Genomic DNA, 23,046 nt, shown 5'->3' with positions numbered 1-23,046 from the left:
CCTCCCTTCCTCTTGCCTGCTCGTCGATGCACCGTAGAATGGAGGCATCAACCCCTAATGAGATTCAATGGATGAGCAAAACGATTTCTCAACTGATCGCTACTGAGCTGAATGTTCGTCAGCAACAAGTAGACGCCGCAGTCAATCTGCTTGATGATGGCAATACCGTACCTTTTGTTGCCCGCTATCGGAAAGAGGTCACTGGTGGACTGGATGACACGCAATTACGTACACTGGAATCACGACTCGGTTATCTGCGTGAGCTCGATGCTCGACGCCAAGTCATCCTAAAATCGATCCGAGAGCAAGAAAAGCTCACCCCACAATTAGAAGCGGCCATTCAAAACGCAGACAGTAAAACCAGCTTAGAAGACCTCTACCTCCCCTACAAACCTAAGCGTCGCACCAAAGGGCAAATTGCCATTGAAGCAGGCTTAGCTCCCTTAGCCGAAGGGTTATGGCTAGATCCGTCTCAATCTCCGGAGCAGGCTGCCACCCGCTATGTTGACCCTGAAAAAGGAATTGCAGATAGCAAAGCGGCATTAGATGGCGCACGAGCTATTCTAATGGAACGCTTCGCCGAAGACGCCACGCTACTAGAGAAAATCCGTCGCCACCTCAATAGTCAGGCAGAGATTCAAGCCCGAGTCGTCAGCGGACAAGAACAAGCTGGCGCTAAGTTCAAAGACTACTTTACGCACAACGAACGCCTAAGCAAAGTCCCTTCCCACCGCGCTCTCGCCATGTTCCGTGGCCGAAATGAGGGAGTGTTACAGCTCAACTTAAATGCAGACCCAACTCAAGATGAGGGGGTAAAAGGCTCCTATTGCGAAGTGATCATTGCTGACCACTATCGTGTCACGTTGGCAGATGCGCCAGCAGACAGTTGGCGCAAACAGGTGATCAGTTGGGCATGGCGTGTGAAAATCGCTCTGCATATGGAAACTGAACTGATGGGCGTGCTACGCGATAAAGCCGAAGAGGGAGCAATGCAAGTCTTTGCTGATAATCTCAAAGATTTGTTAATGGCAGCACCGGCTGGACCTCGTTGCACATTGGCACTCGATCCTGGTCTGCGCACTGGCTGTAAAGTCGCCGTGGTGGATGCAACCGGAAAACTGCTCGATACGACGACCATCTACCCGCACCTGCCACAAAAACAATACGCCCAAGCAGCAGCGGCAGTCGCAGCGCTGATTAACAAGCATCACGTCGATCTGATCGCGATTGGTAACGGTACCGCCTCTCGAGAGACCGATGCCTTTGTTACTCAGCTCCTTAAAGAGCATGAACTAAAAGTGCAAAGTGTGATGGTCAGTGAGGCTGGGGCATCCGTTTACTCAGCATCAGAATTGGCTGCCAACGAATTCCCGAACCTTGACGTCTCATTGCGAGGCGCCGTGTCGATTGGACGCCGCTTACAAGACCCGCTTGCTGAGCTGGTGAAAATTGATCCTAAGTCGATTGGTGTTGGTCAGTATCAACACGATGTCAGTCAAAGCTTGCTAGCTAAGCGCCTTGATACGGTGGTTGAAGACTGTGTGAACGCCGTTGGCGTCGACGTGAATACGGCATCGGTTCCACTGCTGACTCGGGTGGCAGGATTAAATTCCACCATCGCGAAAAATATCGTCGCATATCGAGACGAACATGGGCGCTTTACTAGTCGCAGCACATTAAAGAAAGTCGCACGTTTAGGGCCTAAAGCCTTTGAGCAATGCGCTGGCTTCCTACGTATTATGCAAGGGAAAAACCCGCTCGATTCATCGGCAGTCCACCCAGAATCTTATGCGATTGTAAAAGCGATGGCAGAGCAGGCGAATAAGGCGCTGGACGCGATCATTGGCAACAAAGAGTTTTTGCGCACCATTACGCCGGCACAATTTGTGACAGAGCAAGTGGGACTACCCACCATCAACGATATCATCGCTGAGTTAGATAAACCGGGACGCGATCCGCGACCTGAGTTCAAAACTGCCACCTTTGCCGAAGGCATTCATCAGGTGAAAGATCTTATTCCGGGCATGATATTAGAGGGGGTGATCACCAATGTAACCAACTTTGGTGCGTTTGTTGATGTCGGCGTCCATCAAGATGGGTTGGTGCATATTTCTGCCCTGTCGGATAAGTTTATCTCCGACCCGCGTGACGTCGTTAAGGCTGGCGACGTGGTCAAAGTTAAAGTGATGGAAGTTGATATTGCGCGTAAGCGAATTGGCATGTCAATGCGCCTTAGCGATGAGCCTGGCCAAACACGCCCGGCGCGCGAAACGCATTCAACGACTCCGAACAAGCCGCGTCAACCACGCAATGAGCCTCGTGGTGGTTCAACGATGGGGAATGCCTTTGGTGGCGCCATGGCTGATGCGTTTAAAAAAGCGCGCAAATAACCTAATTGGCCGTAATAATCGCGAGGGCTACCCTCGCGATTTAAATAACCACTAAATACTTCACGGTCGGGTTCGGCAATGTTGTCGTCGCATAACGCCGACTCACGACCCCTTTAACACGCATGGCAAAGCTAAACTGCTCGAGCTTTTCTAATACTTCTCGGGGGAGCTTAATCCTCAAGGTATAGCCTTGCGACTGATCGCCCAAGTACGTGTTAGGAGACAACAATTGCGCCAAGTGTGCCAAGTCACTACCTTCAGCATAAGCCAATGACAATAGATCCGCAGGCTGATGATTGGCAGGCTGATAATCGACATGTTCGCTAGGGTCCCAGCTCGGACGCTGATGCTGCTTATCATCGGAGCGCAATGCACGCTCTTTGGCACTGGCTGTGGCTTGAGCCGTCGGGCGTACTTTTTCTCGCACCCGATTATCGCGCGCCGTCTGCTCTGTTGGGATATTCACCGTTGGTGCGATAACGGGCGCCCCTGTCACCGTGGGTAACGTTAGCATTGATTTATCCCCCCGCCCACTATGCCACTTTGTGCCAATCTAACCAGAACCAAGCTCGTCATCTAACAACAGTAGCATAAACCAATAAGCGCATCACTGACAGCAGTGCTAACTACGCTGACTAACGCATTATGCCTTTAAACAAGTAACGCAATGATTCCGCCTACCGTCCCAATCGCCTTAAGCACTTGCCCGGCTTTGTAGGCTTCATCTTCTTGCAACTTCACAGACTCTGGGTGATCCATGCCAACCGCGCCATACGTAAATGATTTCAACTTTTCTGACCCATTTTCAAGCTGTTGCTCTGCATCGTGCTGCGCGGCAGCTTCCAATGCCGCAACTTGTCGCCGCAAGGCCGTTGAATCTAGTGACGACTGGCTCGTCTGCGGAGCAAACGGTGCCCGGGTTAGACTCTCATCCCTTATCGACTTCACGGTTGGTGACACCACATATATCGACCTGCCACCGGTGGGTTGTATCGCCATCTTGCTTGACTCCTTTCCCTGTCCTTCCTATTAGATTATCGGCAACCTCGCATTAAAGTTGAGCAATAATCGTGCAAACAATCATCAGCAAGTCTGTCGCGCAATCATGGTGCAGCTATTCAAGTGAGGTAACAAAGGTGCGCAGTGCTGCCACAAACTCCTCGGGGTGGGAAATAAATGGCGCATGCGATGCCGCTTGAAACACCACCGAGGTAGAGTTAGTTACCTGACTGTCTAGCTCTGTGGCAACCTTGATTGGCACAAGCCCATCTAATCGGCCATACATGCGTAACCACGGTGAAGCTATCGCCCCCAGCTCCTCACGCAAATCAAGCTTCGCCAACCAATCAAGCCCTTGCTTTAGCGCCACCGGGTCCGGGCTTGGGTAGTCCAACACGGCGCTTTTCAGTTGCTTAATATCTTGCCTCGCCGTTTTGCTTCCCATTGCCTGCAGCGCCATGAACCGCTCAATCAAGGCTTGGTAATCCTCAGCTAACTGCGTTTCAAATTCCGCCAATACACTAGGTTTAATGCCGCGCCAGCGCGGCTGTGCGGTAAAGCATGGACTGCTTGCGACGGTCACCAACGCCTTGACCCGTTCGGGCGCCATTAAGGTCGCCTTTTTAGCCACGAGGCCACCTAACGACCATCCTAGCCAGATTGCACTTGCTGGTAATTTGTTAAGCAAAAGTTGCGCCACTTCGTCAATATGTTCACTCACATACTGACTGTTATAGCCATAGCCCGGTAAATCAATCAAATGCACCCTAAAGTAGGGCGTCAACAGCGGCAGCAAATGATGCCATACTGCAGCGTTCATTCCCCAGCCATGAATGAGAACCAGATCGTAACCTTCACCTTCTATACGCCATTGATATTCCGCTGTCATCTACACTGTCCTTTATCGTGAAGGTTAAATGGTAAGTGAGAGTCAGGATCAAAACAATCTTTCTCAAACAAACAGAAAAGTGTCATCTGTGTACGTTGCCGTTACGTGCCAATGAACACTTTTGTTGCGATGACTGTCGCCATTGGTGTCGTGCGCCAGCTCACTGCCAACGCTGCGGATTGCCGGCCACGGGTAGCCCAAGTCAGTGCGGTACGTGCCTGCGCTTGCCGCCTTTGTGGCAAACATTGACCGCTATTGGCCCCCACCAATTTCCGTTGGACATGTTAATCCGCCGCTTTAAGTACCAGCGCCAACCTTGGTTAGCCAAGCCACTCGCCGCATGGCTTAGCACACAAATACACCACCCCGCCTCACTGTTATTGCCCGTACCAATGCACTGGCGTCGCCGTCTATTACGGGGGTACAACCAAAGTGCTTTACTCAGTCAGGCTCTCAGCCAACATTTAAACATTCCCGTCAGTTACCATCACTTAAAACGCCAGCGCCATACCCAACCGCAGCAAGCCCTTGATCGGCAGCAACGTTTGCACAACCTTAAAGACGCATTTGCACTCTCGACGACGGCATCACTTCCCCAGCATGTCGCTCTAGTGGATGATGTCGTTACGACTGGCGCCACCGCCAACAGTTTAACGCAACTCTTACTCGACCATGGCGTCAAACGGGTCGACATCTACTGTTTATCACGCACCACTCCCCCACAATAAACCACATTGAAAATAAGGATGATCGTTGAGCAATGAAGGAGTAGAATGGAGATAAAACATACTGAACAAGTCAGGTATTTGCCGTGTCACAAATTATCATTACTGAAAATGCTCAATCTCATTTCGCCAAACTGCTTGAGCAACAAGCCGAAGGCACCAATATTCGTGTTTTTGTTGTTAATCCTGGTACACAAAATGCCGAGTGTGGCGTTTCTTACTGTCCACCAGAAGCAGTAGAAGGCAGTGATACCAAAGTCGATTTCGACGGCTTTGCTGCTTATATCGATGAAACCAGCCTGCCTTTTCTTGAAGATGCTGAAATCGATTTTGTCACCGACAAAATGGGCTCTCAGCTCACCTTAAAAGCACCGAATGCCAAGGTACGTCAAGTCGCTGATGATGCACCACTGATCGAACGTGTTGATTACGTCATTCAAACCGAGGTTAATCCTCAACTTGCTGGGCACGGTGGTAATGTTAGCGTGGTGGAAATTACCGATGAAGGTATTGCTATCCTGCAGTTTGGCGGTGGGTGTAATGGGTGTTCGATGGTCGATGTAACGCTAAAAGAAGGCATCGAAAAGCAGCTGCTGGTCCAGTTTGAAGGCGAACTAACCGGCGTGAAAGATGTGACTGAGCATGCCCACGGTGAGCACTCATACTACTAAGCCTCTCTACAGCGATGACTTTTAAGTAAAAACAACAACGGCACCAATTCCCTATTGGTGCCGTTGTTATTTAGTCTTCTGCGCATCACAGCAAATAGTGATCGGCCAGCAAGGCAACAAACAGCACCAATAGATGCCAAATCGAAAATTTAAATGTTCCCCAAGCCTGCCCGGGTTTATCGGTAAATTTCAATACCAACGCGTAATAGATAAAGATTAAATTGGCGCTTCCTGCCACCAGCAAATATAGCCAACTGCTCATCCCTGTTAACCAAGGTAGCAACCCAACAACAAACAGCAGAAAGGTATAAAATAGCACCATGGTTTTGGTAAATGCGATGCCATGCGTCACCGGTAACATCGGGACACCGGCTTTGGCGTAGTCGTCACGACGGTGAATCGCCAATGCCCAAAAATGAGGGGGCGTCCACGCAAAGATCAGCATCACCAATAGCAACGCATAACTATGAACCTCTCCCGTCACGGCCGTCCAACCCAGCAATGGCGGCGCAGCCCCCGCTAAACCACCAATAACAATATTTTGCGGTGTGGCATGCTTCAGCCATACTGTATAGACCAAGGCATAACCGACCAAACTTGCCAACGTTAGCCATGCCGTCAGCGCATTCAAGGCATACAACAACACAAACCCCACCACCATCAATACGACACCAAACAACACCGCATGCGGGGTTGCCACACGGCCTTTCGCCAATGGGCGATGGTAGGTGCGTGCCATCTGTGCATCAATTCTGCGGTCCAAGACATGATTAAACACGGCAGCAGCAGCCGACTGACAGCCTATCCCTAATAACCCAACCAGTAAAACATGCCACGGCGGCAATGTTGGCGTGGCTAAACACATGCCGACAAGTGCCGTCAGCAACAGCATTGCCACCACTTTGGGCTTGGTCATGGTGAGGTAATCACGCCAACCAAAAGAGACCGATAAAAGAAGTGCATCAGATTTTGCCATATTGGCCTCCGTGTGAATGAAATGCGCGTTGCGCCAATGTGACGGCTTGTACGCTGTATAACATGCTCAATAACAACCCTAGCCCCACCACATTGTGCGCAACGGCATTCGCTAACGGCAGCATCGACACCACGTTATTAATCCCTAAGAGAATCTGCAAACAAAGCATTAAGGCGGGTATCGACCAGTATTGCTTGGCAACGCCGCTTCTCGCTAAACGAATCAAGTAACTCAATACCACAATTGTTGTAACGATAGCGCCTAGCCGGTGAGTCACATGAATAGTGACGCGCTGAGCGTAATCGAGTACACCAAACTGATATGTCTCATGTTCAGGTTGCAGCAGATAAAACGCCGTCGCATCATACATATCAATCCAATCTACCTGACAAAACGGCAAGCTGGTACAAACGACCGCAGCGTAGTTAGCAGAGGTCCATCCTCCCAATGCGATCTGTCCCACAACACAAGCGGTTGCTATCACACCGAGATATTTCAAATGCCGACCAAGGTTCGGCATGGCGCCGTACCACGCCTTTCGATAGCACAGCCACTGCCACCAAAGCAGAGAGACGAGCGCAAACCCACCCAAGAGGTGCCCCATGACAATCAAAGGATTCAAATTCATGGTGACCGTCCACATCCCTAGCATGGCCTGAAATATCACCAGCAGTAATAAGGACGCTGGCCCTGTGAGTGGCAGCTTTAAGCGCCAAGCCGCAATAAACACCACCAAAATCATCACACCCAAACTGGCTGCAAGGTAGCGGTGTATCATCTCATTCCATGCCTTATCGACTTCCAACGGCATATCAGGATAAAGGCGCGTCGCTTTGCTGACTTGCGCGTCAGTACTCGGTACGGTCAATGAGCCATAACAGCCGGGCCAGTCTGGGCAACCTAATCCCGCTTCCGTCAACCGGGTGTACGCCCCCATTCCCACCACCACGACCCCAAGCAGCAAAGAGAGCAACAACAAACGCGGATAGATTTTCATGGTCACTCCCTGTTACCCAATCCTGGACAGTTTCAGTAGACGTTTAATGTCGCGCACCATCGCCTTACCTTGCGCCATTATGGCTGGTTTCTCTTGCTCAATCGGATAAGCCAGCATAATGGTACCGTGCGGGTCCATCACGTATATTGCTGCGCCACCATACGGCAAATGCTGCCACGCTTGTTGCTCTGCTACCGTGATAGGTTTCGTTTCCATTCCCGACAGCAATGCATTTTCGGCTTCTGCCCGTTGCACGGCTGGCTGCACCAATAATTTGCTTGCGAGTCGCTGTGAAGGCTCACCAATCACTTGCGGTACCTGACGCAAATTAAACAACGCCCCCGCGCATGATTGATCGCAAGGCGTAGGAGGGAAGTACCAGAGCTGCCATTGAGGCTGCTCTGGGCTTAGCCATGCTAGCTGTACTGGCTCATCCAGTAACTTGCCTCGATTGGTCACGCCCCCTTGATACCACTGATTTGATAACATTACCCATGCCAGAATCACTGGCACGATGAACGCCAACAAAAGTAACCACAAATTTAAACTGCGTTTCATCACGTCCTCCGTAACCAAAATCCTGCCAAGACGAACACCGCTCCAGCCAACAAAAACCATTGCAGCGCATAGCCATAATGTTTTTGTGCCGACATCACTGTTGGCACCCAAATCGACTGCAGAGCCAAGGGGTGTGTCGCATCAAGTTGTACAATGTACTCGCTCAATGCAATTCCTGACGCTTGACTCAATGTTGTCATATCAATCTGCTGTACGCGTCCAAGCAAATCCGCTTCCGCACCGCCACTAAGAAGCAGCGTTTGACTTGGCAAAGTGACAATGCCGCCATACTGCACTGCCGGTGAAATACTCTTAAACTGTGCTGCTATCTCGGGCAATTGACTTCTTTGTTGTGGCGCCTTCGCCCAGCCAAAGTTAACCAGCACGGTTCCCGATTCTGTTCTCAATGGGATATGAAGCTGATACCCAACCCTGCCTCGATAAGTTTGGTTATCTAACCAGACCAAATGCTCAAGGAGTAACTCACCAGAGAGCATGACGCGATAAAAAGGGGCCGGTATCGACTGCAGCGACGTAAACGACTGCTGCTGACGCTGGGTATATTGTGAGGTCAGCAGTGTTTTTTCTTCTGCACGCGATAGCTGCCACAGCCCTAACTTGACGAGCAGCGCAACCACAACCACAGTAAATAGACAAAACCCTAACCGCCGAAGAGGTTGCCTTGTGTGGATTAAAGCGCTGATAGTCATCTTATTGATCTTTGTCCTTTTCAATTTATTTCGGGCACTTCCTGCCTTGCTAAAAGGTGAACAGAGTAAGCCGCTATCTCACTTTCTTGGGCGGCGTCTGCTATGGTCCGTTATCATCTTCTCTTTATTGTTACTCGCTATCGCTGGCGGCATCATCACGCCCAATCCTAGACCCTACTAAGGTTGAAGCATTTTAAGCTCACTACAGTATGTAGACGAAAATGAATAACATTAGCCAAACCACATCAACAAAGTGCCAGTACCACACCCCAGCCTGAAACGCGAAATGCTTTTCCGGGGAGAAATGCCCGCGCAGTACGCGTAGCCAGACAATAAACAATATCAAGGTCCCCAAGGTGACATGCACACCATGAAAGCCGGTTAATAAATAAAAGGTGTTACCGTAAACACCGGAGTCGAGCTTAAGATCCATTTCTTGATAGGCATGCAAATACTCTTCTCCTTGGAAGAAGACAAACAAACTTCCCAATAGCACCGTCAGTAGTAGAAACAGCACCAAGCGTTGACGATTGCCTTTCTCCATCGCGACATGAGCAATGTGCACCGTAATGGAAGATGTCAGTAAAATCAGTGTATTAATTAGTGGCAAGCCCATCGCGCCCATCGCATTGGTCTGGGTACCATCGGGCGTGGTGGTAAGAGGCCAGGTGGGGATAAATTCCGGCCATAGCACGGCATGCGTCATGGCATTATTGGCAGCCCCGCCAAGCCAAGGCACCGCAATCATACGCGCATAGAACAACGCACCAAAAAAGGCAGCGAAAAACATCACTTCAGAAAAGATAAACCAGCTCATTCCTTGGCGAAAAGAGCGATCCATTTGCGCACTGTATAACCCCGCCATCGACTCACGAATAACATCTTTGAACCAGCCAAATAGCATAATCAACAAGACGCCAATACCCGACAACAATAGCCATGGGCCGTTACCCCCAAATAAGCCACCCACTGTGGCGCCCGCGCCCATCGCAATCATAAACAGCGCAATTGCGCCGATAATGGGCCAGATGCTCTGGGCTGGCACATAGTAGTGTTGATGCTGGCTTGACATAGCGAACCTCATTTCCATCTATTTCTGGTTGTGTGCGTTATGGCGCTGGCGGAACCTCAAACAAGGTATAAGCCAACGTCAACGTATGAATATCTTCCGGCAGCGCAGGATCAATATAGAAAATCAGCGGTAGCGCCGCCTCTTCGCCAGACGCAAGCGGCTGACGATTAAAGCAAAAACACTCAATTTTATTTAGGTACTTCGCAGCTATCCCAGGGGTCACAGAAGGCACAGCTTGCCCTACCACATCCTGTGCACCCAAATTGGTGGCCAAATAAGCCATCTCGTGGGTATCCCCAGGGTGAACCTGCATCTCTTTTACTTCAGGGCCAAATCGCCACGGCAAGCCGTCTTTAGTATATGCAACAAATTCAATCGTCACGGTTCGGCTGCTATCACGCCGCTCACTGTGTGCACTGGGTGTCGACGCCGTTTTGCCATTGATGCCAGTAATGTCGCAAAAGACGTCATACAGGGGCACCAACGCAAAAGCAAAGCCGAACATCGCCAGCGCAGCGACCACCAATTTAGCGGTTGTTCGTCGTGTCGATGCCATACTCTAGTCCACCTTCGGGGGTGTTTCGAAGGTATGCAGAGGCGCTGGAGATGGTACTGTCCACTCTAGTCCTTCAGCTCCTTCCCAAGGCTTGGCACTGGCTTTTTCGCCCCCGCGTACGCACTTCACCACCAAGGCAAGAAAGATCAATTGCGACAAGCCAAACGCAAAGCCGCCAATACTCACCACCGCATTAATATCGGCAAACTGCAACGCATAATCGGGAATGCGTCGCGGCATGCCGGCAAGGCCAAGGAAGTGCATAGGGAAAAACAAGATATTGACCGAGATAATCGAACACCAAAAATGCCACTTCGCAAGACGCAAGTTATACATGTGCCCTGTCCACTTCGGCAGCCAATAGTAAGCAGCAGCCATAATGGAGAAGATGGCGCCCGAGACGAGGACGTAATGGAAGTGGGCAACGACAAAGTAGGTATCATGGTACTGAAAATCTGCCGGGGTAATGGCAAGCATCAAGCCGGAAAAGCCGCCGATGGTAAATAGCACGATAAACGCAATGGCAAACATCATCGGCATTTCAAATGATAGCGACCCCCGCCACATCGTTGCTACCCAGTTAAAGACTTTCACTCCGGTCGGCACTGAGATCAGCATGGTGCAATACATAAAGAACAGTTCCGCAGCCACGGGCATGCCAGTGGTAAACATATGGTGCGCCCAGACCAAAAAACTCAACCCTGCAATCGATGCCGTGGCATACACCATAGAGCTGTAACCAAAGAGCCTTTTACGAGAGAAAGCGGGAACAATAGCGGAAATGATACCAAAGCTCGGTAAAATCATGATGTAGACTTCAGGGTGACCAAAAAACCAGAAGATATGCTGGAACATGACAGGATCCCCCCCACCAGCCGCGTCAAAGAAGCTGGTGCCAAAGTATTTGTCCGTTAACACCATGGTCACTGCCCCTGCTAATACGGGCATTACCGCAATCAATAAGAAAGCCGTAATCAGCCACGTCCACACAAACAGTGGCATTTTCATGTAGGTCATACCGGGGGCACGCAAGTTCATAATGGTAACGATGACATTGATCGCCCCCATGATGGAGCTGATCCCCATAATGTGCACCGCAAACACAAATAGACCAGTGCTCTCTGGGCTATAGGTTGTCGACAGGGGCGCGTAGAACGTCCAACCAAAGTTTGGCCCGCCGCCCTCCATAAATAGCGACATGATCAGCATTAGAAACGCAAAAGGCAGAATCCAAAAGCTCCAGTTATTCATACGTGGTAGTGCCATATCGGGTGCACCGATCATCATCGGTATCATCCAATTCGCTAAACCGGTAAATGCTGGCATCACCGCGCCAAAAACCATAATCAGGCCGTGCACTGTGGTCATTTGGTTAAAGAAGTTAGGCTCGATTAACTGCAGCCCCGGCTGAAATAATTCAGCTCGAATTACCATTGCCATCGCCCCGCCCAGCAAAAACATGCTGAAGCTGAAAATCAGATACAATGAACCGATCTCTTTATGGTTGGTGGTCAACAACCAGCGCATGATTCCCGTCGGGCCATGGTGATGGGGAGCTTGTTCATCAACTAACACACTGCTTTGTTCTTTTTCAGGCAAGGTATCGCTCATTTTTCCACTCCCTATAATGACTCGCCGTTGAGTACTGCCTGAACTTCTGCAGCCTGTACCGTATCGCCAGTGTTATTGCCCCACGCATTACGCTCGTACGTCACCACTGCCGCCAGCTCTTTTAAACTGAGTTGCGGACCAAACGCCTGCATCGCCGTTCCAGCTTGGCCGTGAACAACAACACTTAAATGCTGTAGCTTGCCTTTGGGATCAATCGAGACCCCTTCTCCTGCCAAGGCAGGGAAAGCACCGGGGATACCTTGTCCATTGGCTTGGTGACAAACAGCACAGCGCGCGTTATATGTCTTCTCACCCAGAGCCATTAACTCATCCATTTCCATATTCATCGCCAGTAAGCGTTGTTCTTCTTCTTGCGCTTGCTGTTGAGCTAATTGGGTTCGTTGTAACCACTGTTCGTACTCGGCTGGCGCTTTGGCTATCACAACGATTGGCATGAACCCATGATCTTTCCCGCACAATTCGGCACACTGGCCACGATAGATGCCAGGCTTATCGATACGCGTCCACGCTTCATTAATAAATCCTGGGTTGGCATCTTTTTTCACGGCAAAGTCGGGCACCCACCACGAGTGAATCACGTCTTGCGACGTAATAAGAAAACGGATTTTTTTGCCGGTTGGCACCACCAGCGGGCGGTCGACCTCAAGCAGGTAATTTTCACGCTTTTCTGTACGGTTATCGATTTCGGCGGGACGGGTCGCCAACAACGAGTAGAACGCGACCTCATCGTCAAAATAGCGGTAGTGCCATTTCCATTGTGAACCGGTGATCTGAATGGTTAAATCGGGCTCGGAAGTGTCTTCCATTGCCAACAGGGTTTTTGTTGCAGGGATGGCCATACCGATCAAAATAATGAATGGAATCACTGTCCACAGCACCTCCACTTTGGTGCTTTCATGGAAGCTCGCCGCGACAGCCCCTTTAGATTTGCGATGGTGGAAAATAGCCCAGAACATGGCACCAAATACCACGATCCCAATAGCACAACAGATAAGAAATATCGTCATGTGAAGGTCGTACACCTGTTGGCTCACTTGCGTGACCCCGGGTGTCATATTAAGTTGCATCTCTTCGGCATGTAGCTGAGACGCAAACAATACCAAAGCCAACACGATAAGATGGCGTGCAATCACCAATACCTCCCGATCTTCCCGATCAAACTGTAAAAAAGCGCTTCGCCAACGAGCTAAAAGCCACGCAGCATGCCGCAAATAGTGTAAAAACACAGAAAAGCCTGCTTTTTAACACTTTGTTTACATCTAAGTTAGTTCAGGAATATCGAAACAGACAAATAGAGTGAGAGAAAAATCGCAAAATGACAGGAAAAAGAGACAAAATAAAACAGAGGATGTGTAGCCAGCCGCAAAATACTTGCCGCCAGCTACAGCAACGGAGTCAATACCAGAGTTACATCCAATGTGTATTGCGGATCACACCAACAGCAATACCTTCAATGCTAAATTGCTGATGCTCTAGATCAACCACAATCGGAGAAAACTCTTCATTTTCAGCATGCAGCAGCACTTGTGCCCCTTTGTGTTCGAGGCGCTTCACCGTGACATCATCTTCAACCCGAGCAACCACTACCTGACCATTACGCACATCTTGTGTCTTGTGCACAGCCAGTAAGTCACCATCAAGGATGCCGATATCTTTCATGCTCATACCGTTAACTCTAAGCAAGAAGTCTGCCGATGGTTTAAACATAGCAGGGTCGACCTTGTAATGGCTTTCCACATGCTCTTGCGCCAAAATCGGCTCACCTGCCGCCACGCGACCAATCAATGGCAGACCTTCTTCCATCTCTTCGTTGCTCGCATTCAAGAGCAAACGAATCCCACGCGATGCGCCGGGTATAATTTCAATCGCCCCTTTTTTAGCAAGGGCTTTTAAGTGTTCTTCTGCGGCATTAGCAGAACGGAACCCCAATTGGCGAGCGATCTCCGCTCGCGTCGGAGGCATCCCCGATGAATCGATATGGTCTTTGATAAGATCATAGACTTCTTGTTGTCGCGGCGTTAAAGGTTTCATAACTCACCCTGTCTTTTTATACAGTTAACTGTGAGTATATCCAGTGTTAAGGAAATTGAAAAGCGCTTAATTCGGCAACAGTTAAATTATTTTCTTGTTTTACTATACCAGCAGTACTTCAAGCCACACATATCCACACAATATCAAAGCCATCAATACCGCCGCCGAGCCTGCATCTTTCGCTCGGCCAGAGAGCGGATGCTGCTCTATCCCGATCCGATCCACAATCGCTTCTATGGCGCTGTTTAATAGCTCGACTATCAGCACCAGCACCACCGTTCCTACCAAGAGTATGCGTTGTATCGTGTTCACTTCTAACCAAAATGCCAGCGGAATCATAAATAGCGCCAGAATCAACTCCTGACGAAAGGCCACTTCATGCACAAACGTACTACGCAAACCTTGCACTGAGTAGCGTGCAGCTAAAATAAGCCGCTTGATCCCAGTTGCTTTTTGCATTCCATCTTCCTGTTATTACATTGATTGCCTATGTTTAATATAGCGCTGTACAAACAGTTGCCATGAAATTTGCAAATTGTTACGCAATGACTGAATGTTAACCCCATTTCTGCTATTCTTGCGGCGCATAAAGTAACTGAGGCAAATAACCACATGTCACGCGGGCTACCCCTGTATCATTCGTTGCTGAAACTGCCACTCTCTTTGTTGGTAAAAACGAACTCAATTCCCACTGATCCGGTGTCAGATTTAGGGTTAGATCTCTCTAAGCCTATCGCCTATGTACTACCGTTTCAGTCATCCACTGATCTATTGACGCTAAGCAAAAGCTGTAAAGAGTTAGGACTACCAGATCCTCTCACTCCAATAGAGCTTAATGGAAACTCGATCCCGCGCTATGTTTTTGCGGGCCGAGGACCAAGTATCTTTGGTAGTGACAATGCACTACCTGAAACATCACAGCAGCGCTTCCAAACGCTACTAAAGCTTCATCACCAAGACAGCGAGCTTGATGTACAGTTGATTCCTGCATCTGTACTTTGGGGACGAAAGCCTGGACGTGAGCATGATCATAACCCGCAACTGCGCCCACTTAACGGACCAGAAAAGTTCTACAACATCCTGACCCAAGGGCGTGATTGTCTCGTGCGTGTCAGCACCCCTGTCTCCTTACGTTACATGGCAGATCACCATGGCACGGACGAATCGATCGCCCTCAAACTGGCTCGTGTTGCCAAGATCCACTTCTCACGACAAAAACTGGCAGCATCGGGGCCTAAATTGCCCGATCGTCAAGTGCTGTTTAAGCGCTTATTACAATCGCAAGCGATTGAGAAAGTAATTCAAGACGAGGCGCGCAGCCGTAACGTTAATGAAGAGAAAGTGCGTAAAGAAGCACATGAGATGATGGAAGAGATCGCCGCTGATTTCTCCTATTCCTTGATAAAACATGGCGACCGTGTTCTTAGTTGGCTGTGGAATCGTCTATATAAAGGGATCAATATCAATAACGCTGAACGCGTTCGTCAGCTAGCACAAGATGGACAAGAAATTGTCTATGTGCCGTGTCATCGTAGTCATATGGACTACATGTTGCTCTCCTATGTTCTCTACAAACAAGGATTAGTACCGCCTCATATCGCGGCAGGTATTAATCTGAACTTTTTCCCTGCGGGCCCCATTTTCCGCCGCGGCGGGGCATTCTTTATTCGCCGCAGCTTTAAGGGCAATAAGCTCTACTCAACGGTTTTCCGCGAATACTTGGCTGAGCTGTTTACGAAAGGCTATGCCGTTGAGTATTTCAGTGAAGGGGGACGATCTCGCACTGGACGCCTGCTCCCTGCGAAAACGGGCATGCTCGCCATGACCATTCAAGCAATGCTACGTGGATTGAACCGCCCCGTTACTCTGGTGCCAGTCTATATTGGCTACGAGCACGTGATGGAAGTGGGCACGTATGCCAAAGAGTTACAAGGCCAGCGTAAAGAGAAAGAGAACTTCGGCTTAGTGCTACGTATGTTGCGAAAACTGCGTAATCTCGGCGAAGGATATGTCAACTTTGGCGAGCCAATCTCCGTCAACCAGTTCCTGAATCAAGAAGCCCCTGAGTGGCGTCAAGACATCAATCCAATGGAGCCGGTCAAGCCACAATGGATGACTCCTACGGTGAATAAGCTGGCCGTCAAAATGATGACCCACATCAACGACGCTGCCGCAGCCAATGCCATGACATTATGTGCACTGGCGTTATCATCATCACGCCAGCGCGCCTTAAGCCGCGAAGCTTTGATCGAGCAGATAGACTGTTACTTGCAGTTGCTCGAAAAAACACCGTACTCGCCAGAGGTAACGGTACCAGACAGCGATGCGGCGGCACTACTTGCTCACGCAGAAGCAATGGATAAGTTTATCATCACCAATGATGCACTTGGTGATATTGTCTCTCTCGACAGAGAGCAATCGGTGCTGATGACCTACTACCGTAACAATATCATTCACCTGTTTGCGATTCCGTCGCTGATTGCTCATGTCGTGGTTCAGCACCATAGCTTAACCCAAGATGAATTACACGAGCAGATAGAACTCCTTTACCCTTTCCTCAAGGCCGAGCTGTTCTTACGTTTTGAAACCGATGAACTGACGGCGGTGGTAGATAAGACAGTACAAGAGCTGGTTCGTCAACGCTTACTCAATGCTGATGGGCTGCATATTAGCCTCAATCAAGCTCGTATTGGACCACTGCAGTTACTGGCCCGAACCATCAGTGAGACATTGCAACGTTACGCCATTACACTGACACTGCTTAATGCGTCGCCAGAAATGCTACGCAGCGACTTAGAACAACAAAGTCAAATGATGGCACAGCGCCTTAGTCGTTTGCATGGTATTAATGCACCAGAGTTCTTTGATAAGGGTGTCTTTGCGATACTGGTTCGCACCTTGCGTCAAGAAGGCTACCTCAACAGTGATGGGCAAGCGATGGCAAAACCTGTCGAGAACCTAGCCTCGATTTTGAGTGGACTGGTCTCATCAGAAGTAAAACTGACCATCCAAGCGGTAATGAATAAAGACAACGCTTAGTTCTACGCCTTGTTCCTTCAACAAAAAACGCATCATGATGATGCGTTTTTTTTGTCTTTTTGTTCATTGTCATTACTATAACGTAAGCGATTGAGCTATGGCGACCCTAGTGCTCATATCGCTGCACAGCATGCTTTTGACCTCCAGTGATCCCAAAGCTCAAATCGCTGTACCGCTTTTTGAGCGCAAGGACACCGGTAACCCTAAAGCTGTATCAACTAGCTTTCCAGCAAGCGATTATCTGGGGTAAGAATATCCGACCAAGGCAGCGTCTCATCACCTAAGGTAATGAAATTGGGGTTTTCTAGCGTTTCTCGCAGATTGTACGATAACGGCTGTAAGTGCGTATTTAGTATTCGCCCCCCCGCCTCTTCAACAATGCATTGCGTTGCTGCTGTATCCCATTCACCCGTTGGCCCAAGCCGCAAGTAACAGTCCACCGCCCCTTCAGCCACTAAACACGCTTTTAGGGCTGCAGACCCAAGCGGAACTAAATGATAATTCCATGCCGGGTCGAGGCGATTGGTGATAGCATCAATATCTTGGCGACGACTGATCGCCACGGCTATATTGCGGCTATTATGACGATGGGTATGGGTTGAGATTGGTAATGTTCCTTCGCCGTTGGTTTTAAACGCACCTTCACCCTGACAGGCATAGTACACAACATCAGACACAGGCGCATAGACCACCCCCATTACCGGACGATGATTATCAATCAACGCAATAATCGTCGCAAAATCGCCACTGCCAGCAATGAATTCCTGCGTGCCATCTAATGGGTCAACCAACCAATAACGAGGCCATCGAGCCCGTTCATGCAACGGAATTGCTGCCGCCTCTTCAGACAAAACGGGAATGTCTGGTGTCAGTACCTGCAAGCGCTGGCATATGTGCTGATGAGCCGCCAGATCCGCACTGGTTACTGGTGTATCATCGGCTTTAATGCTGCGCTCAAAGTCGCCATGCTGATAAATAGATAATATCAATTGCCCCGCTTCGCGCGCGATCTCTATCGCTGACGAGAGATACTTACTCGGCATATTGTTTCTCCTTATCTTTCAAGTACCGTAAAGCCAACATGAGGCCAACAATACTACGCGCTTCTGCAAAATCGGCATGAGTCAGTAACTCTTCCGCCTGTGCGACCGGCCATTTCACCACTTGTAATGCTTCTGGCTCGTCCCCTTCCAGTTTTTCTGGATATAGATTTTCTGCCACTAAAATCGTCATGCGACTAGAAAAGTACGACGGTGCCAAGACCACTTCTTTAAGAGGAAGAAGACGCCCAGCCCCATAGCCGATCTCTTCTTTTAATTCGCGATTCGCTGCGTCTGCTGCACTTTCACCGGGATCAATTAAACCTTTAGGGAAGCCAAGCTCGTAGTGTTCTGTGCCTGCGGCATATTCACGAATTAGCAGTAAATCACCGCCTGAAGTTACTGGCACAATCATGACGGCATTGCGCTTGGATGGCTGCATCCGTTCATATGTGCGCTCAACACCATTAGAAAAACGCAGATCTAGCGCTTCTATCTTAAACAGTCGTGACTGAGCAACGATCTGCTTCCTTAATATTCTCGGTTTTTGTACCGTCATGCCACATCCTTATTCATACCGCGGCGAATCAGCTCTCTCAGTATTTAATGGTAAGTCAGAACTGAAATAAAGCTCTTTTTTAAATTTAGATGTGAGTAATGCGATGAAATGAGAAAACTGGCGGGAAGGTCCCGCCAGTCGAATTAAAGAGAGATCAGAAGCGACCCGTGAATTTGATCGGATAACGCCCATTATTATCGGGTTGCCCGACAAAGCGTAGCTGGCTACGTAGCCCATCCGGAAACGCTTCACCGGGGAAAAAGCTTCCTTCCAACTGATACTGCTGGCGAGTATTTACACTGAGATTCCATTGACTGTTCAGGCTAGACGATGCTTGCTCTGCCACAGCGATAACATTGCCACCATCACAACGCAAATCGGCAAATGCATTACCAGGCTCTATGTCACCTAATGGCGTACTGATCCCCCCACTTTGCCAAAACAGCTTTCCATCAAGCTGCTCACAATACGGCGTTGCAAAACGGTAGCGTTGTAGCGCCAGCTCTAGATTGCCGTCCAAGTCAATGGGCAGTGGCATCGGTGAAAAGCGCATCAACTGCGTCACTGGCATGGATGCCATTAGGTTCTCGGCATAGGGACCTGATACGTCATAGCCCACCACACCACGTCCGGATATATTCCAATCGCTGCCTCGCCCAAAGCGCACTTGAAATTGCGCATCGCCAAGCAACAATTTCCACGCTGACAGTTGCCACTGCACGTGGCCATAGTTGTTTTTCTGAAAACGCACATTCGATGCGCGACCTTGCCAAACAGTACCTTCAAGACCGTCAACATTAAGCCCTCTCACCACCGGGAACTGCGAATAGAGCCAACTAACAGGCAAATGAGCAATCATACTACTCAGTAACACCGCAACGAAACTGACAATAATTAACAGCTTATACTTCACCTTAATCTCTTCCTAATTGCAGGCGGTTTACATCGACAACACCACTTTGTTGGCCTCGCGCGATATCAAGAAATTGCGTGTCGACACCATGCACTTCGCGCAGGTGTGCCAACCAAGTCAATAAGTCATCAAATGGCAACGGCTCAATCCACACTTGTAACGCGTCACTGCGCGGCTGCATACGAATCACTTTAATACGGTGCCCGCCAGCGGTCTCGTTGACCACCTGACTTAAGCCTTTCTCACTAATCTGGCTGCTTTCACCTTGGCCACGCAGCGACACAATTTGATTGGCTGTCTGTTCGACCCAGTTCAATTGGCTGCGCTGGTTCATCACCGCCATATCAGCCCGCTCAGCTCGCTGAGAGATCGGTTGCCACACTCCCCAATACAGGCTGCCAATCACCGCGACAACCAGTAACCCTAACACCAAACGCTGCTCGCGTTCAGTAATTGATGCCCACCACTGTTTCATGATTTCCTCCGCAGTGTCAGCATACCTTGAACTTTTTCATCCCGACGATTCAGCTGCCCTTGCTCGACTTCATATTGCTCCGATAGCAACACCCTAACACGCTCAAATGGCGCAAAATCACTGGCTTCAGCCTGAAGGCGTAACTCATTTCGACTATTATCGAAGCGCAACGACGTCAATGAAATTTGTGGCACCTGTTTAAGGGTGGGTTCCAACTCTGCTAGCCACGGCAAGATACCACCTCGGTGACCATCTCCGCCCAACCGCGTCAATTCATTATCCATCTGCCGGCGCATCCAGGATTGATTCGGTATACGCTGAATATTGCTAAATACGCGACGAAATATCGTTTCACTTTGAGTTTGGTATTGCTGTGCCAACTGCTCATTTTGGTAAATAGTGACACCATAATCAGCCAAGATAACCGTCAGCAATAGCCCAGCCGCTAACACAACTTTTCGCCAAGGTTGTAAGTGTTTCTGCCAGGCGGGTTGACGACGATAAGCACCACTTAATAGGTTAACTCCCGATTGCATCGCTCCCAATGTTAGCAATTGCATAATCAGCTCAGGGGTTTGTGCCTGCCATTCACCATGACGCATTGCCTCTGGCGGTGCGGGCGTAAAGTGATGAACTTGTGCATCTGAAGGCAACCACGCCTTAAGCCAAGCAACATCCACCGCGGCACCAGAATAAACGCCCTGACGCAAAAGCCATTGTCCTTCCAACTCCGCGGCTGTCATTGCTGCATCGTGTAACGGTAAACATAAGCAGTCAGGTATAAAGCGATGAGCATGTAAACCTGCAGTTTGCAATGCTTCCAACCATTGCTGCATCAAATGATGCTCGACCACCGACACCATGCCCTGCTCACCTCGCTTGCTCAATAGGTGAACATGCAGCTCATCCACATCTTGAGCTAACTCCTCCTCAAGCAGGTAGGGCAACACTTGCGCCAATTGACGCCCGCTTCCTGGCGGCAACGTTATCTCAGTGAGTAACAATGCAGCGCTGTCTACCAATACCACAATCTGTCTTTGCGGCGCATACTGGGTTAACTCACTCAGTGCTGCCATTGATGGCAAACGGCCTGAGGCGATAACCTCCTGTTGCTGTGGCGACCAGACAAGCCAAGGCACCGCCGCATCGCTACGATTACTCAGTCTTATCGTCAGTAATTCGCTCACTAAATCCTCCAAATCGACGACGCACCACGACGACGTTATCTGCACTGTCGCGCTGCAATAGCGCGGCTATTCTAAGTCGGTTACGTGCCACTTCTATCTCTGCATCTAACTGAAAGAAATGACTACTTACGGTCAAATGCTCTCTACCTCTATCTCGTGTCTGATTGCTCAACACGCCGAAATCACTCTGTGCCATTACATCTTCAATGTTTTGCCACCCATCATATGGGCGCCCCTCAATCAAACGTATCGCGTTGTCTAAAGGAAGGTCTGGTGCAAATAGCCCCACCAAAATAGGGGCTTGAGTGACATGCAAGGTGTTAATATTGATCACCATGTCATCACTCGGCACCGCGCACACCAAGGTTGATACTTTTTTATATATTTCAGCACTCACACCAGCCACCGCACGCAATTCTGTTTTATCACCCATCCAGCCATTAGGCATAACATAAGGTGGCTGCAAACCTTCATAAGTACTATCGCCAGCCCCATAGGCTGACTGGGTCGCCGTGGACGGGTTTACATACTCCCAAACAGAGTCTGCAATAACTTCTGATTCATAACTATCGACATCACTCTCTTCTAACAATACTTGCAATGCCGTGACTAAATAGGGACGCTGACTACCATCATTGGGTGGTGGTATGGCAGCCAGCCCATTTAAATTAAAACAGGCTTGATAATCGTATATCTGCCCAACCGCCATGCCATCATCGAGAGGATAACGCTGGTCCGGCGTCGCCCACGCCTGATTAAGGCTCACGACATCGTCATCATCAATACTTTGTCGTAATGCAACCTGGGCTAACGCTTCAACACTCAACGCATACCAATAGCTTTGCTGACTAAAGACCTGATTCTCTGCACGGTAAAGCACCAACTGCAAGCGTTGGTTCATCGCCAAAGCCAATGTAGTCATCAAAGCAAGAACGCCCAACACCAAGATAAGAGCAACACCACGCTGCTGCCTCATTGCGTGACCTCCTGCTGCACCACCACATCTGGTAACACGTATACACGCTCTATCTCACGGTAATCCTTTAATGTCAGTGTGAGACGAATGGCGGCGGGCAAATCACCTTCGCCGGCCCAGCTTGGGCTCCAGCTCTCGTCAACATAAAACTCAAACTCTAATGCTTCGACACCATCCAGCAAGGGGGTCACAATCCACTCTTCGCCAATGGCTACATCGGGGTAACGAAAATAGACACGCTGTAGCTCCTCTTCGATAACCCGATAACCCACGCGAACATTTTCACCACGAGGAAACATTTGCTGGGGGTTCTGCCATCCGGCACGAGTAAACATGATCCCTTGAGACGCAGAGTCAAGCATATATTCTCCCGCGATCAACAACAGTTCACTCGGCGCGTCTTCGCCTGAGAGGCGGACTTTTCGGGCCATGATCTGGCGAAAATCAGCATCCATCATCACTAATGTACGCTGCAAGGCTTCCAAGCGTGCACTGTGGGTTTGTGAGACCTGATTACTGCGCTGAACACCATCAAGCGCCTGAAATACCAAGACACTCAGCATCGCCATGATTGCTACCGCCACCAATACTTCGACTAAGGTAAATCCAGTCATGCGACGATGGCGAGATAAATACACGCTCTGTGCCATG

25 protein-coding genes are annotated in these 23,046 nt (G+C 49.5%); 5 read left to right on the top strand and 20 right to left on the bottom strand.

Features of this window, described 5'->3' with window-relative positions; genetic code table 11:
- The first annotated feature begins 71 nt into the window (after nucleotides 1–71).
- The gene (locus ACKLNH_RS15515; RefSeq protein ID WP_413113173.1) at nucleotides 72–2,390 is read left to right on the top strand and encodes a Tex family protein; all 2,319 of its coding nucleotides are present in this window, start codon (nucleotides 72–74) and stop codon (nucleotides 2,388–2,390) included.
- A gap of 40 nt (nucleotides 2,391–2,430) precedes the next feature.
- Here the strand turns inward: ACKLNH_RS15515 and ACKLNH_RS15510 are convergent, their stop codons facing one another.
- From ACKLNH_RS15510 to bioH, 3 genes are all read right to left on the bottom strand, one after another.
- A complete protein-coding gene (locus ACKLNH_RS15510; protein ID WP_413113172.1) occupies nucleotides 2,431–2,904 on the bottom strand; it encodes an ATP-dependent Lon protease in 474 nt (157 codons plus the stop codon).
- A 137-nt stretch (nucleotides 2,905–3,041) separates the two neighbouring features.
- Complete coding sequence (locus ACKLNH_RS15505; RefSeq protein ID WP_413113171.1) at nucleotides 3,042–3,389, bottom strand: hypothetical protein; 348 nt, start codon at nucleotides 3,387–3,389, stop codon at nucleotides 3,042–3,044.
- Between the two features lie 115 nt (nucleotides 3,390–3,504).
- Complete coding sequence (bioH, locus tag ACKLNH_RS15500; protein WP_413113170.1) at nucleotides 3,505–4,278, bottom strand: pimeloyl-ACP methyl ester esterase BioH; 774 nt, start codon at nucleotides 4,276–4,278, stop codon at nucleotides 3,505–3,507.
- A 35-nt stretch (nucleotides 4,279–4,313) separates the two neighbouring features.
- Here bioH and ACKLNH_RS15495 point away from each other — a divergent pair, with 35 nt between their 5' ends.
- On the top strand, nucleotides 4,314–5,006 hold the full coding sequence (locus ACKLNH_RS15495) for a ComF family protein (protein WP_413113169.1): 693 nt from the start codon (nucleotides 4,314–4,316) through the stop codon (nucleotides 5,004–5,006).
- A gap of 83 nt (nucleotides 5,007–5,089) precedes the next feature.
- On the top strand, nucleotides 5,090–5,674 hold the full coding sequence (gene nfuA / locus ACKLNH_RS15490; RefSeq protein WP_413113168.1) for a Fe-S biogenesis protein NfuA: 585 nt from the start codon (nucleotides 5,090–5,092) through the stop codon (nucleotides 5,672–5,674).
- An 85-nt stretch (nucleotides 5,675–5,759) separates the two neighbouring features.
- Here the strand turns inward: nfuA and cyoE are convergent, their stop codons facing one another.
- From cyoE to ACKLNH_RS15470, 4 genes are read right to left on the bottom strand one after another with little or no spacing between them, the layout of a single operon-like run.
- A complete protein-coding gene (cyoE, locus tag ACKLNH_RS15485; protein ID WP_413113167.1) occupies nucleotides 5,760–6,650 on the bottom strand; it encodes a heme o synthase in 891 nt (296 codons plus the stop codon).
- Nucleotides 6,637–7,647 (bottom strand): COX15/CtaA family protein, encoded by a 1,011-nt coding sequence (locus ACKLNH_RS15480; RefSeq protein ID WP_413113166.1) that lies wholly within the window; start codon nucleotides 7,645–7,647, stop codon nucleotides 6,637–6,639. Before ACKLNH_RS15480 ends, cyoE begins: the two co-directional genes overlap by 14 nt.
- 12 nt (nucleotides 7,648–7,659) lie before the next feature.
- On the bottom strand, nucleotides 7,660–8,205 hold the full coding sequence (locus tag ACKLNH_RS15475; protein ID WP_413113165.1) for a cytochrome oxidase: 546 nt from the start codon (nucleotides 8,203–8,205) through the stop codon (nucleotides 7,660–7,662).
- Nucleotides 8,205–8,915, bottom strand: a complete 711-nt coding sequence (locus ACKLNH_RS15470; RefSeq protein WP_413113164.1) for an SURF1 family protein — start codon at nucleotides 8,913–8,915, stop codon at nucleotides 8,205–8,207. Before ACKLNH_RS15470 ends, ACKLNH_RS15475 begins: the two co-directional genes overlap by 1 nt.
- On the opposite strand from ACKLNH_RS15470, the gene ACKLNH_RS15465 reads away from it, so the two are divergent.
- On the top strand, nucleotides 8,890–9,096 hold the full coding sequence (locus ACKLNH_RS15465; protein ID WP_413113163.1) for a DUF2909 domain-containing protein: 207 nt from the start codon (nucleotides 8,890–8,892) through the stop codon (nucleotides 9,094–9,096). The two genes, ACKLNH_RS15470 and ACKLNH_RS15465, sit on opposite strands and share 26 nt — an antisense overlap.
- A 21-nt stretch (nucleotides 9,097–9,117) precedes the next feature.
- Here ACKLNH_RS15465 and ACKLNH_RS15460 read toward each other — a convergent pair whose 3' ends face one another.
- The 6 genes from ACKLNH_RS15460 to ACKLNH_RS15435 form a co-directional block, all read right to left on the bottom strand.
- Nucleotides 9,118–9,987, bottom strand: a complete 870-nt coding sequence (locus tag ACKLNH_RS15460) for a cytochrome c oxidase subunit 3 (protein ID WP_413113162.1) — start codon at nucleotides 9,985–9,987, stop codon at nucleotides 9,118–9,120.
- A gap of 37 nt (nucleotides 9,988–10,024) precedes the next feature.
- The gene (locus tag ACKLNH_RS15455) at nucleotides 10,025–10,543 is read right to left on the bottom strand and encodes a cytochrome c oxidase assembly protein (protein ID WP_413113161.1); all 519 of its coding nucleotides are present in this window, start codon (nucleotides 10,541–10,543) and stop codon (nucleotides 10,025–10,027) included.
- 3 nt (nucleotides 10,544–10,546) lie between these two features.
- The gene (ctaD, locus tag ACKLNH_RS15450; protein WP_413113160.1) at nucleotides 10,547–12,154 is read right to left on the bottom strand and encodes a cytochrome c oxidase subunit I; all 1,608 of its coding nucleotides are present in this window, start codon (nucleotides 12,152–12,154) and stop codon (nucleotides 10,547–10,549) included.
- An 11-nt stretch (nucleotides 12,155–12,165) separates the two neighbouring features.
- On the bottom strand, nucleotides 12,166–13,305 hold the full coding sequence (gene coxB, locus ACKLNH_RS15445; protein ID WP_413113194.1) for a cytochrome c oxidase subunit II: 1,140 nt from the start codon (nucleotides 13,303–13,305) through the stop codon (nucleotides 12,166–12,168).
- Between the two features lie 277 nt (nucleotides 13,306–13,582).
- Complete coding sequence (gene lexA, locus ACKLNH_RS15440; RefSeq protein WP_413113159.1) at nucleotides 13,583–14,206, bottom strand: transcriptional repressor LexA; 624 nt, start codon at nucleotides 14,204–14,206, stop codon at nucleotides 13,583–13,585.
- A gap of 102 nt (nucleotides 14,207–14,308) precedes the next feature.
- Nucleotides 14,309–14,665: a diacylglycerol kinase gene (locus ACKLNH_RS15435; RefSeq protein ID WP_413113158.1), complete on the bottom strand. Its 357-nt coding sequence runs from the start codon at nucleotides 14,663–14,665 to the stop codon at nucleotides 14,309–14,311.
- 153 nt (nucleotides 14,666–14,818) lie between these two features.
- On the opposite strand from ACKLNH_RS15435, the gene plsB reads away from it, so the two are divergent.
- A complete protein-coding gene (gene plsB / locus ACKLNH_RS15430) occupies nucleotides 14,819–17,245 on the top strand; it encodes a glycerol-3-phosphate 1-O-acyltransferase PlsB (RefSeq protein WP_413113157.1) in 2,427 nt (808 codons plus the stop codon).
- 218 nt (nucleotides 17,246–17,463) lie between these two features.
- Here plsB and cysQ read toward each other — a convergent pair whose 3' ends face one another.
- The 7 genes from cysQ to gspJ all read right to left on the bottom strand — a co-directional run bounded on the left by cysQ (nucleotide 17,464) and on the right by gspJ (nucleotide 23,045).
- Nucleotides 17,464–18,288, bottom strand: a complete 825-nt coding sequence (cysQ, locus tag ACKLNH_RS15425; protein WP_413113156.1) for a 3'(2'),5'-bisphosphate nucleotidase CysQ — start codon at nucleotides 18,286–18,288, stop codon at nucleotides 17,464–17,466.
- The gene (nudE, locus tag ACKLNH_RS15420; protein WP_413113155.1) at nucleotides 18,278–18,844 is read right to left on the bottom strand and encodes an ADP compounds hydrolase NudE; all 567 of its coding nucleotides are present in this window, start codon (nucleotides 18,842–18,844) and stop codon (nucleotides 18,278–18,280) included. The genes cysQ and nudE overlap by 11 nt, the downstream gene beginning before the upstream one ends.
- Nucleotides 18,845–18,998: 154 nt before the next feature.
- The gene (locus ACKLNH_RS15415; protein ID WP_413113154.1) at nucleotides 18,999–19,757 is read right to left on the bottom strand and encodes a type II secretion system protein N; all 759 of its coding nucleotides are present in this window, start codon (nucleotides 19,755–19,757) and stop codon (nucleotides 18,999–19,001) included.
- Nucleotide 19,758: 1 nt separating this feature from the next.
- The gene (locus tag ACKLNH_RS15410) at nucleotides 19,759–20,232 is read right to left on the bottom strand and encodes a type II secretion system protein M (protein ID WP_413113153.1); all 474 of its coding nucleotides are present in this window, start codon (nucleotides 20,230–20,232) and stop codon (nucleotides 19,759–19,761) included.
- The gene (gene gspL, locus ACKLNH_RS15405; RefSeq protein ID WP_413113152.1) at nucleotides 20,229–21,419 is read right to left on the bottom strand and encodes a type II secretion system protein GspL; all 1,191 of its coding nucleotides are present in this window, start codon (nucleotides 21,417–21,419) and stop codon (nucleotides 20,229–20,231) included. Before gspL ends, ACKLNH_RS15410 begins: the two co-directional genes overlap by 4 nt.
- Nucleotides 21,388–22,395: a type II secretion system minor pseudopilin GspK gene (gene gspK / locus ACKLNH_RS15400; protein WP_413113151.1), complete on the bottom strand. Its 1,008-nt coding sequence runs from the start codon at nucleotides 22,393–22,395 to the stop codon at nucleotides 21,388–21,390. The genes gspL and gspK overlap by 32 nt, the downstream gene beginning before the upstream one ends.
- Complete coding sequence (gspJ, locus tag ACKLNH_RS15395; protein ID WP_413113150.1) at nucleotides 22,392–23,045, bottom strand: type II secretion system minor pseudopilin GspJ; 654 nt, start codon at nucleotides 23,043–23,045, stop codon at nucleotides 22,392–22,394. Before gspJ ends, gspK begins: the two co-directional genes overlap by 4 nt.
- Nucleotide 23,046: the final 1 nt, after the last annotated feature.

It is taken from the genome of Thaumasiovibrio clandestinus, assembly GCF_047250365.1.
Lineage (GTDB): Bacteria > Pseudomonadota > Gammaproteobacteria > Enterobacterales > Vibrionaceae > Thaumasiovibrio.
The sequence above is the reverse complement of the archived record's forward strand: the minus strand, read 5'-3'. Positions and strand labels throughout refer to the sequence as shown.

What these genes read in the sequence shown, in the direction of transcription:
- cyoE (WP_413113167.1), bottom strand. Translation starts at nt 6,650, where the DNA reads ATGGCAAAATCTGATGCACTTCTTTTATCGGTCTCTTTTGGTTGGCGT.
- lexA (WP_413113159.1), bottom strand. Translation starts at nt 14,206, where the DNA reads ATGAAACCTTTAACGCCGCGACAACAAGAAGTCTATGATCTTATCAAA.
- ACKLNH_RS15460 (WP_413113162.1), bottom strand. Translation starts at nt 9,987, where the DNA reads ATGTCAAGCCAGCATCAACACTACTATGTGCCAGCCCAGAGCATCTGG.
- ACKLNH_RS15480 (WP_413113166.1), bottom strand. Translation starts at nt 7,647, where the DNA reads ATGAAAATCTATCCGCGTTTGTTGTTGCTCTCTTTGCTGCTTGGGGTC.
- gspK (WP_413113151.1), bottom strand. Translation starts at nt 22,395, where the DNA reads ATGAGGCAGCAGCGTGGTGTTGCTCTTATCTTGGTGTTGGGCGTTCTT.
- ACKLNH_RS15435 (WP_413113158.1), bottom strand. Translation starts at nt 14,665, where the DNA reads ATGCAAAAAGCAACTGGGATCAAGCGGCTTATTTTAGCTGCACGCTAC.
- gspJ (WP_413113150.1), bottom strand. Translation starts at nt 23,045, where the DNA reads ATGGCACAGAGCGTGTATTTATCTCGCCATCGTCGCATGACTGGATTT.
- ACKLNH_RS15470 (WP_413113164.1), bottom strand. Translation starts at nt 8,915, where the DNA reads ATGACTATCAGCGCTTTAATCCACACAAGGCAACCTCTTCGGCGGTTA.
- ACKLNH_RS15510 (WP_413113172.1), bottom strand. Translation starts at nt 2,904, where the DNA reads ATGCTAACGTTACCCACGGTGACAGGGGCGCCCGTTATCGCACCAACG.
- ACKLNH_RS15475 (WP_413113165.1), bottom strand. Translation starts at nt 8,205, where the DNA reads ATGAAACGCAGTTTAAATTTGTGGTTACTTTTGTTGGCGTTCATCGTG.
- ACKLNH_RS15410 (WP_413113153.1), bottom strand. Translation starts at nt 20,232, where the DNA reads ATGAAACAGTGGTGGGCATCAATTACTGAACGCGAGCAGCGTTTGGTG.
- cysQ (WP_413113156.1), bottom strand. Translation starts at nt 18,288, where the DNA reads ATGCCGAGTAAGTATCTCTCGTCAGCGATAGAGATCGCGCGCGAAGCG.
- nudE (WP_413113155.1), bottom strand. Translation starts at nt 18,844, where the DNA reads ATGACGGTACAAAAACCGAGAATATTAAGGAAGCAGATCGTTGCTCAG.
- ACKLNH_RS15455 (WP_413113161.1), bottom strand. Translation starts at nt 10,543, where the DNA reads ATGGCATCGACACGACGAACAACCGCTAAATTGGTGGTCGCTGCGCTG.
- ACKLNH_RS15515 (WP_413113173.1), top strand. Translation starts at nt 72, where the DNA reads ATGAGCAAAACGATTTCTCAACTGATCGCTACTGAGCTGAATGTTCGT.
- plsB (WP_413113157.1), top strand. Translation starts at nt 14,819, where the DNA reads ATGTCACGCGGGCTACCCCTGTATCATTCGTTGCTGAAACTGCCACTC.
- ctaD (WP_413113160.1), bottom strand. Translation starts at nt 12,154, where the DNA reads ATGAGCGATACCTTGCCTGAAAAAGAACAAAGCAGTGTGTTAGTTGAT.
- bioH (WP_413113170.1), bottom strand. Translation starts at nt 4,278, where the DNA reads ATGACAGCGGAATATCAATGGCGTATAGAAGGTGAAGGTTACGATCTG.
- ACKLNH_RS15505 (WP_413113171.1), bottom strand. Translation starts at nt 3,389, where the DNA reads ATGGCGATACAACCCACCGGTGGCAGGTCGATATATGTGGTGTCACCA.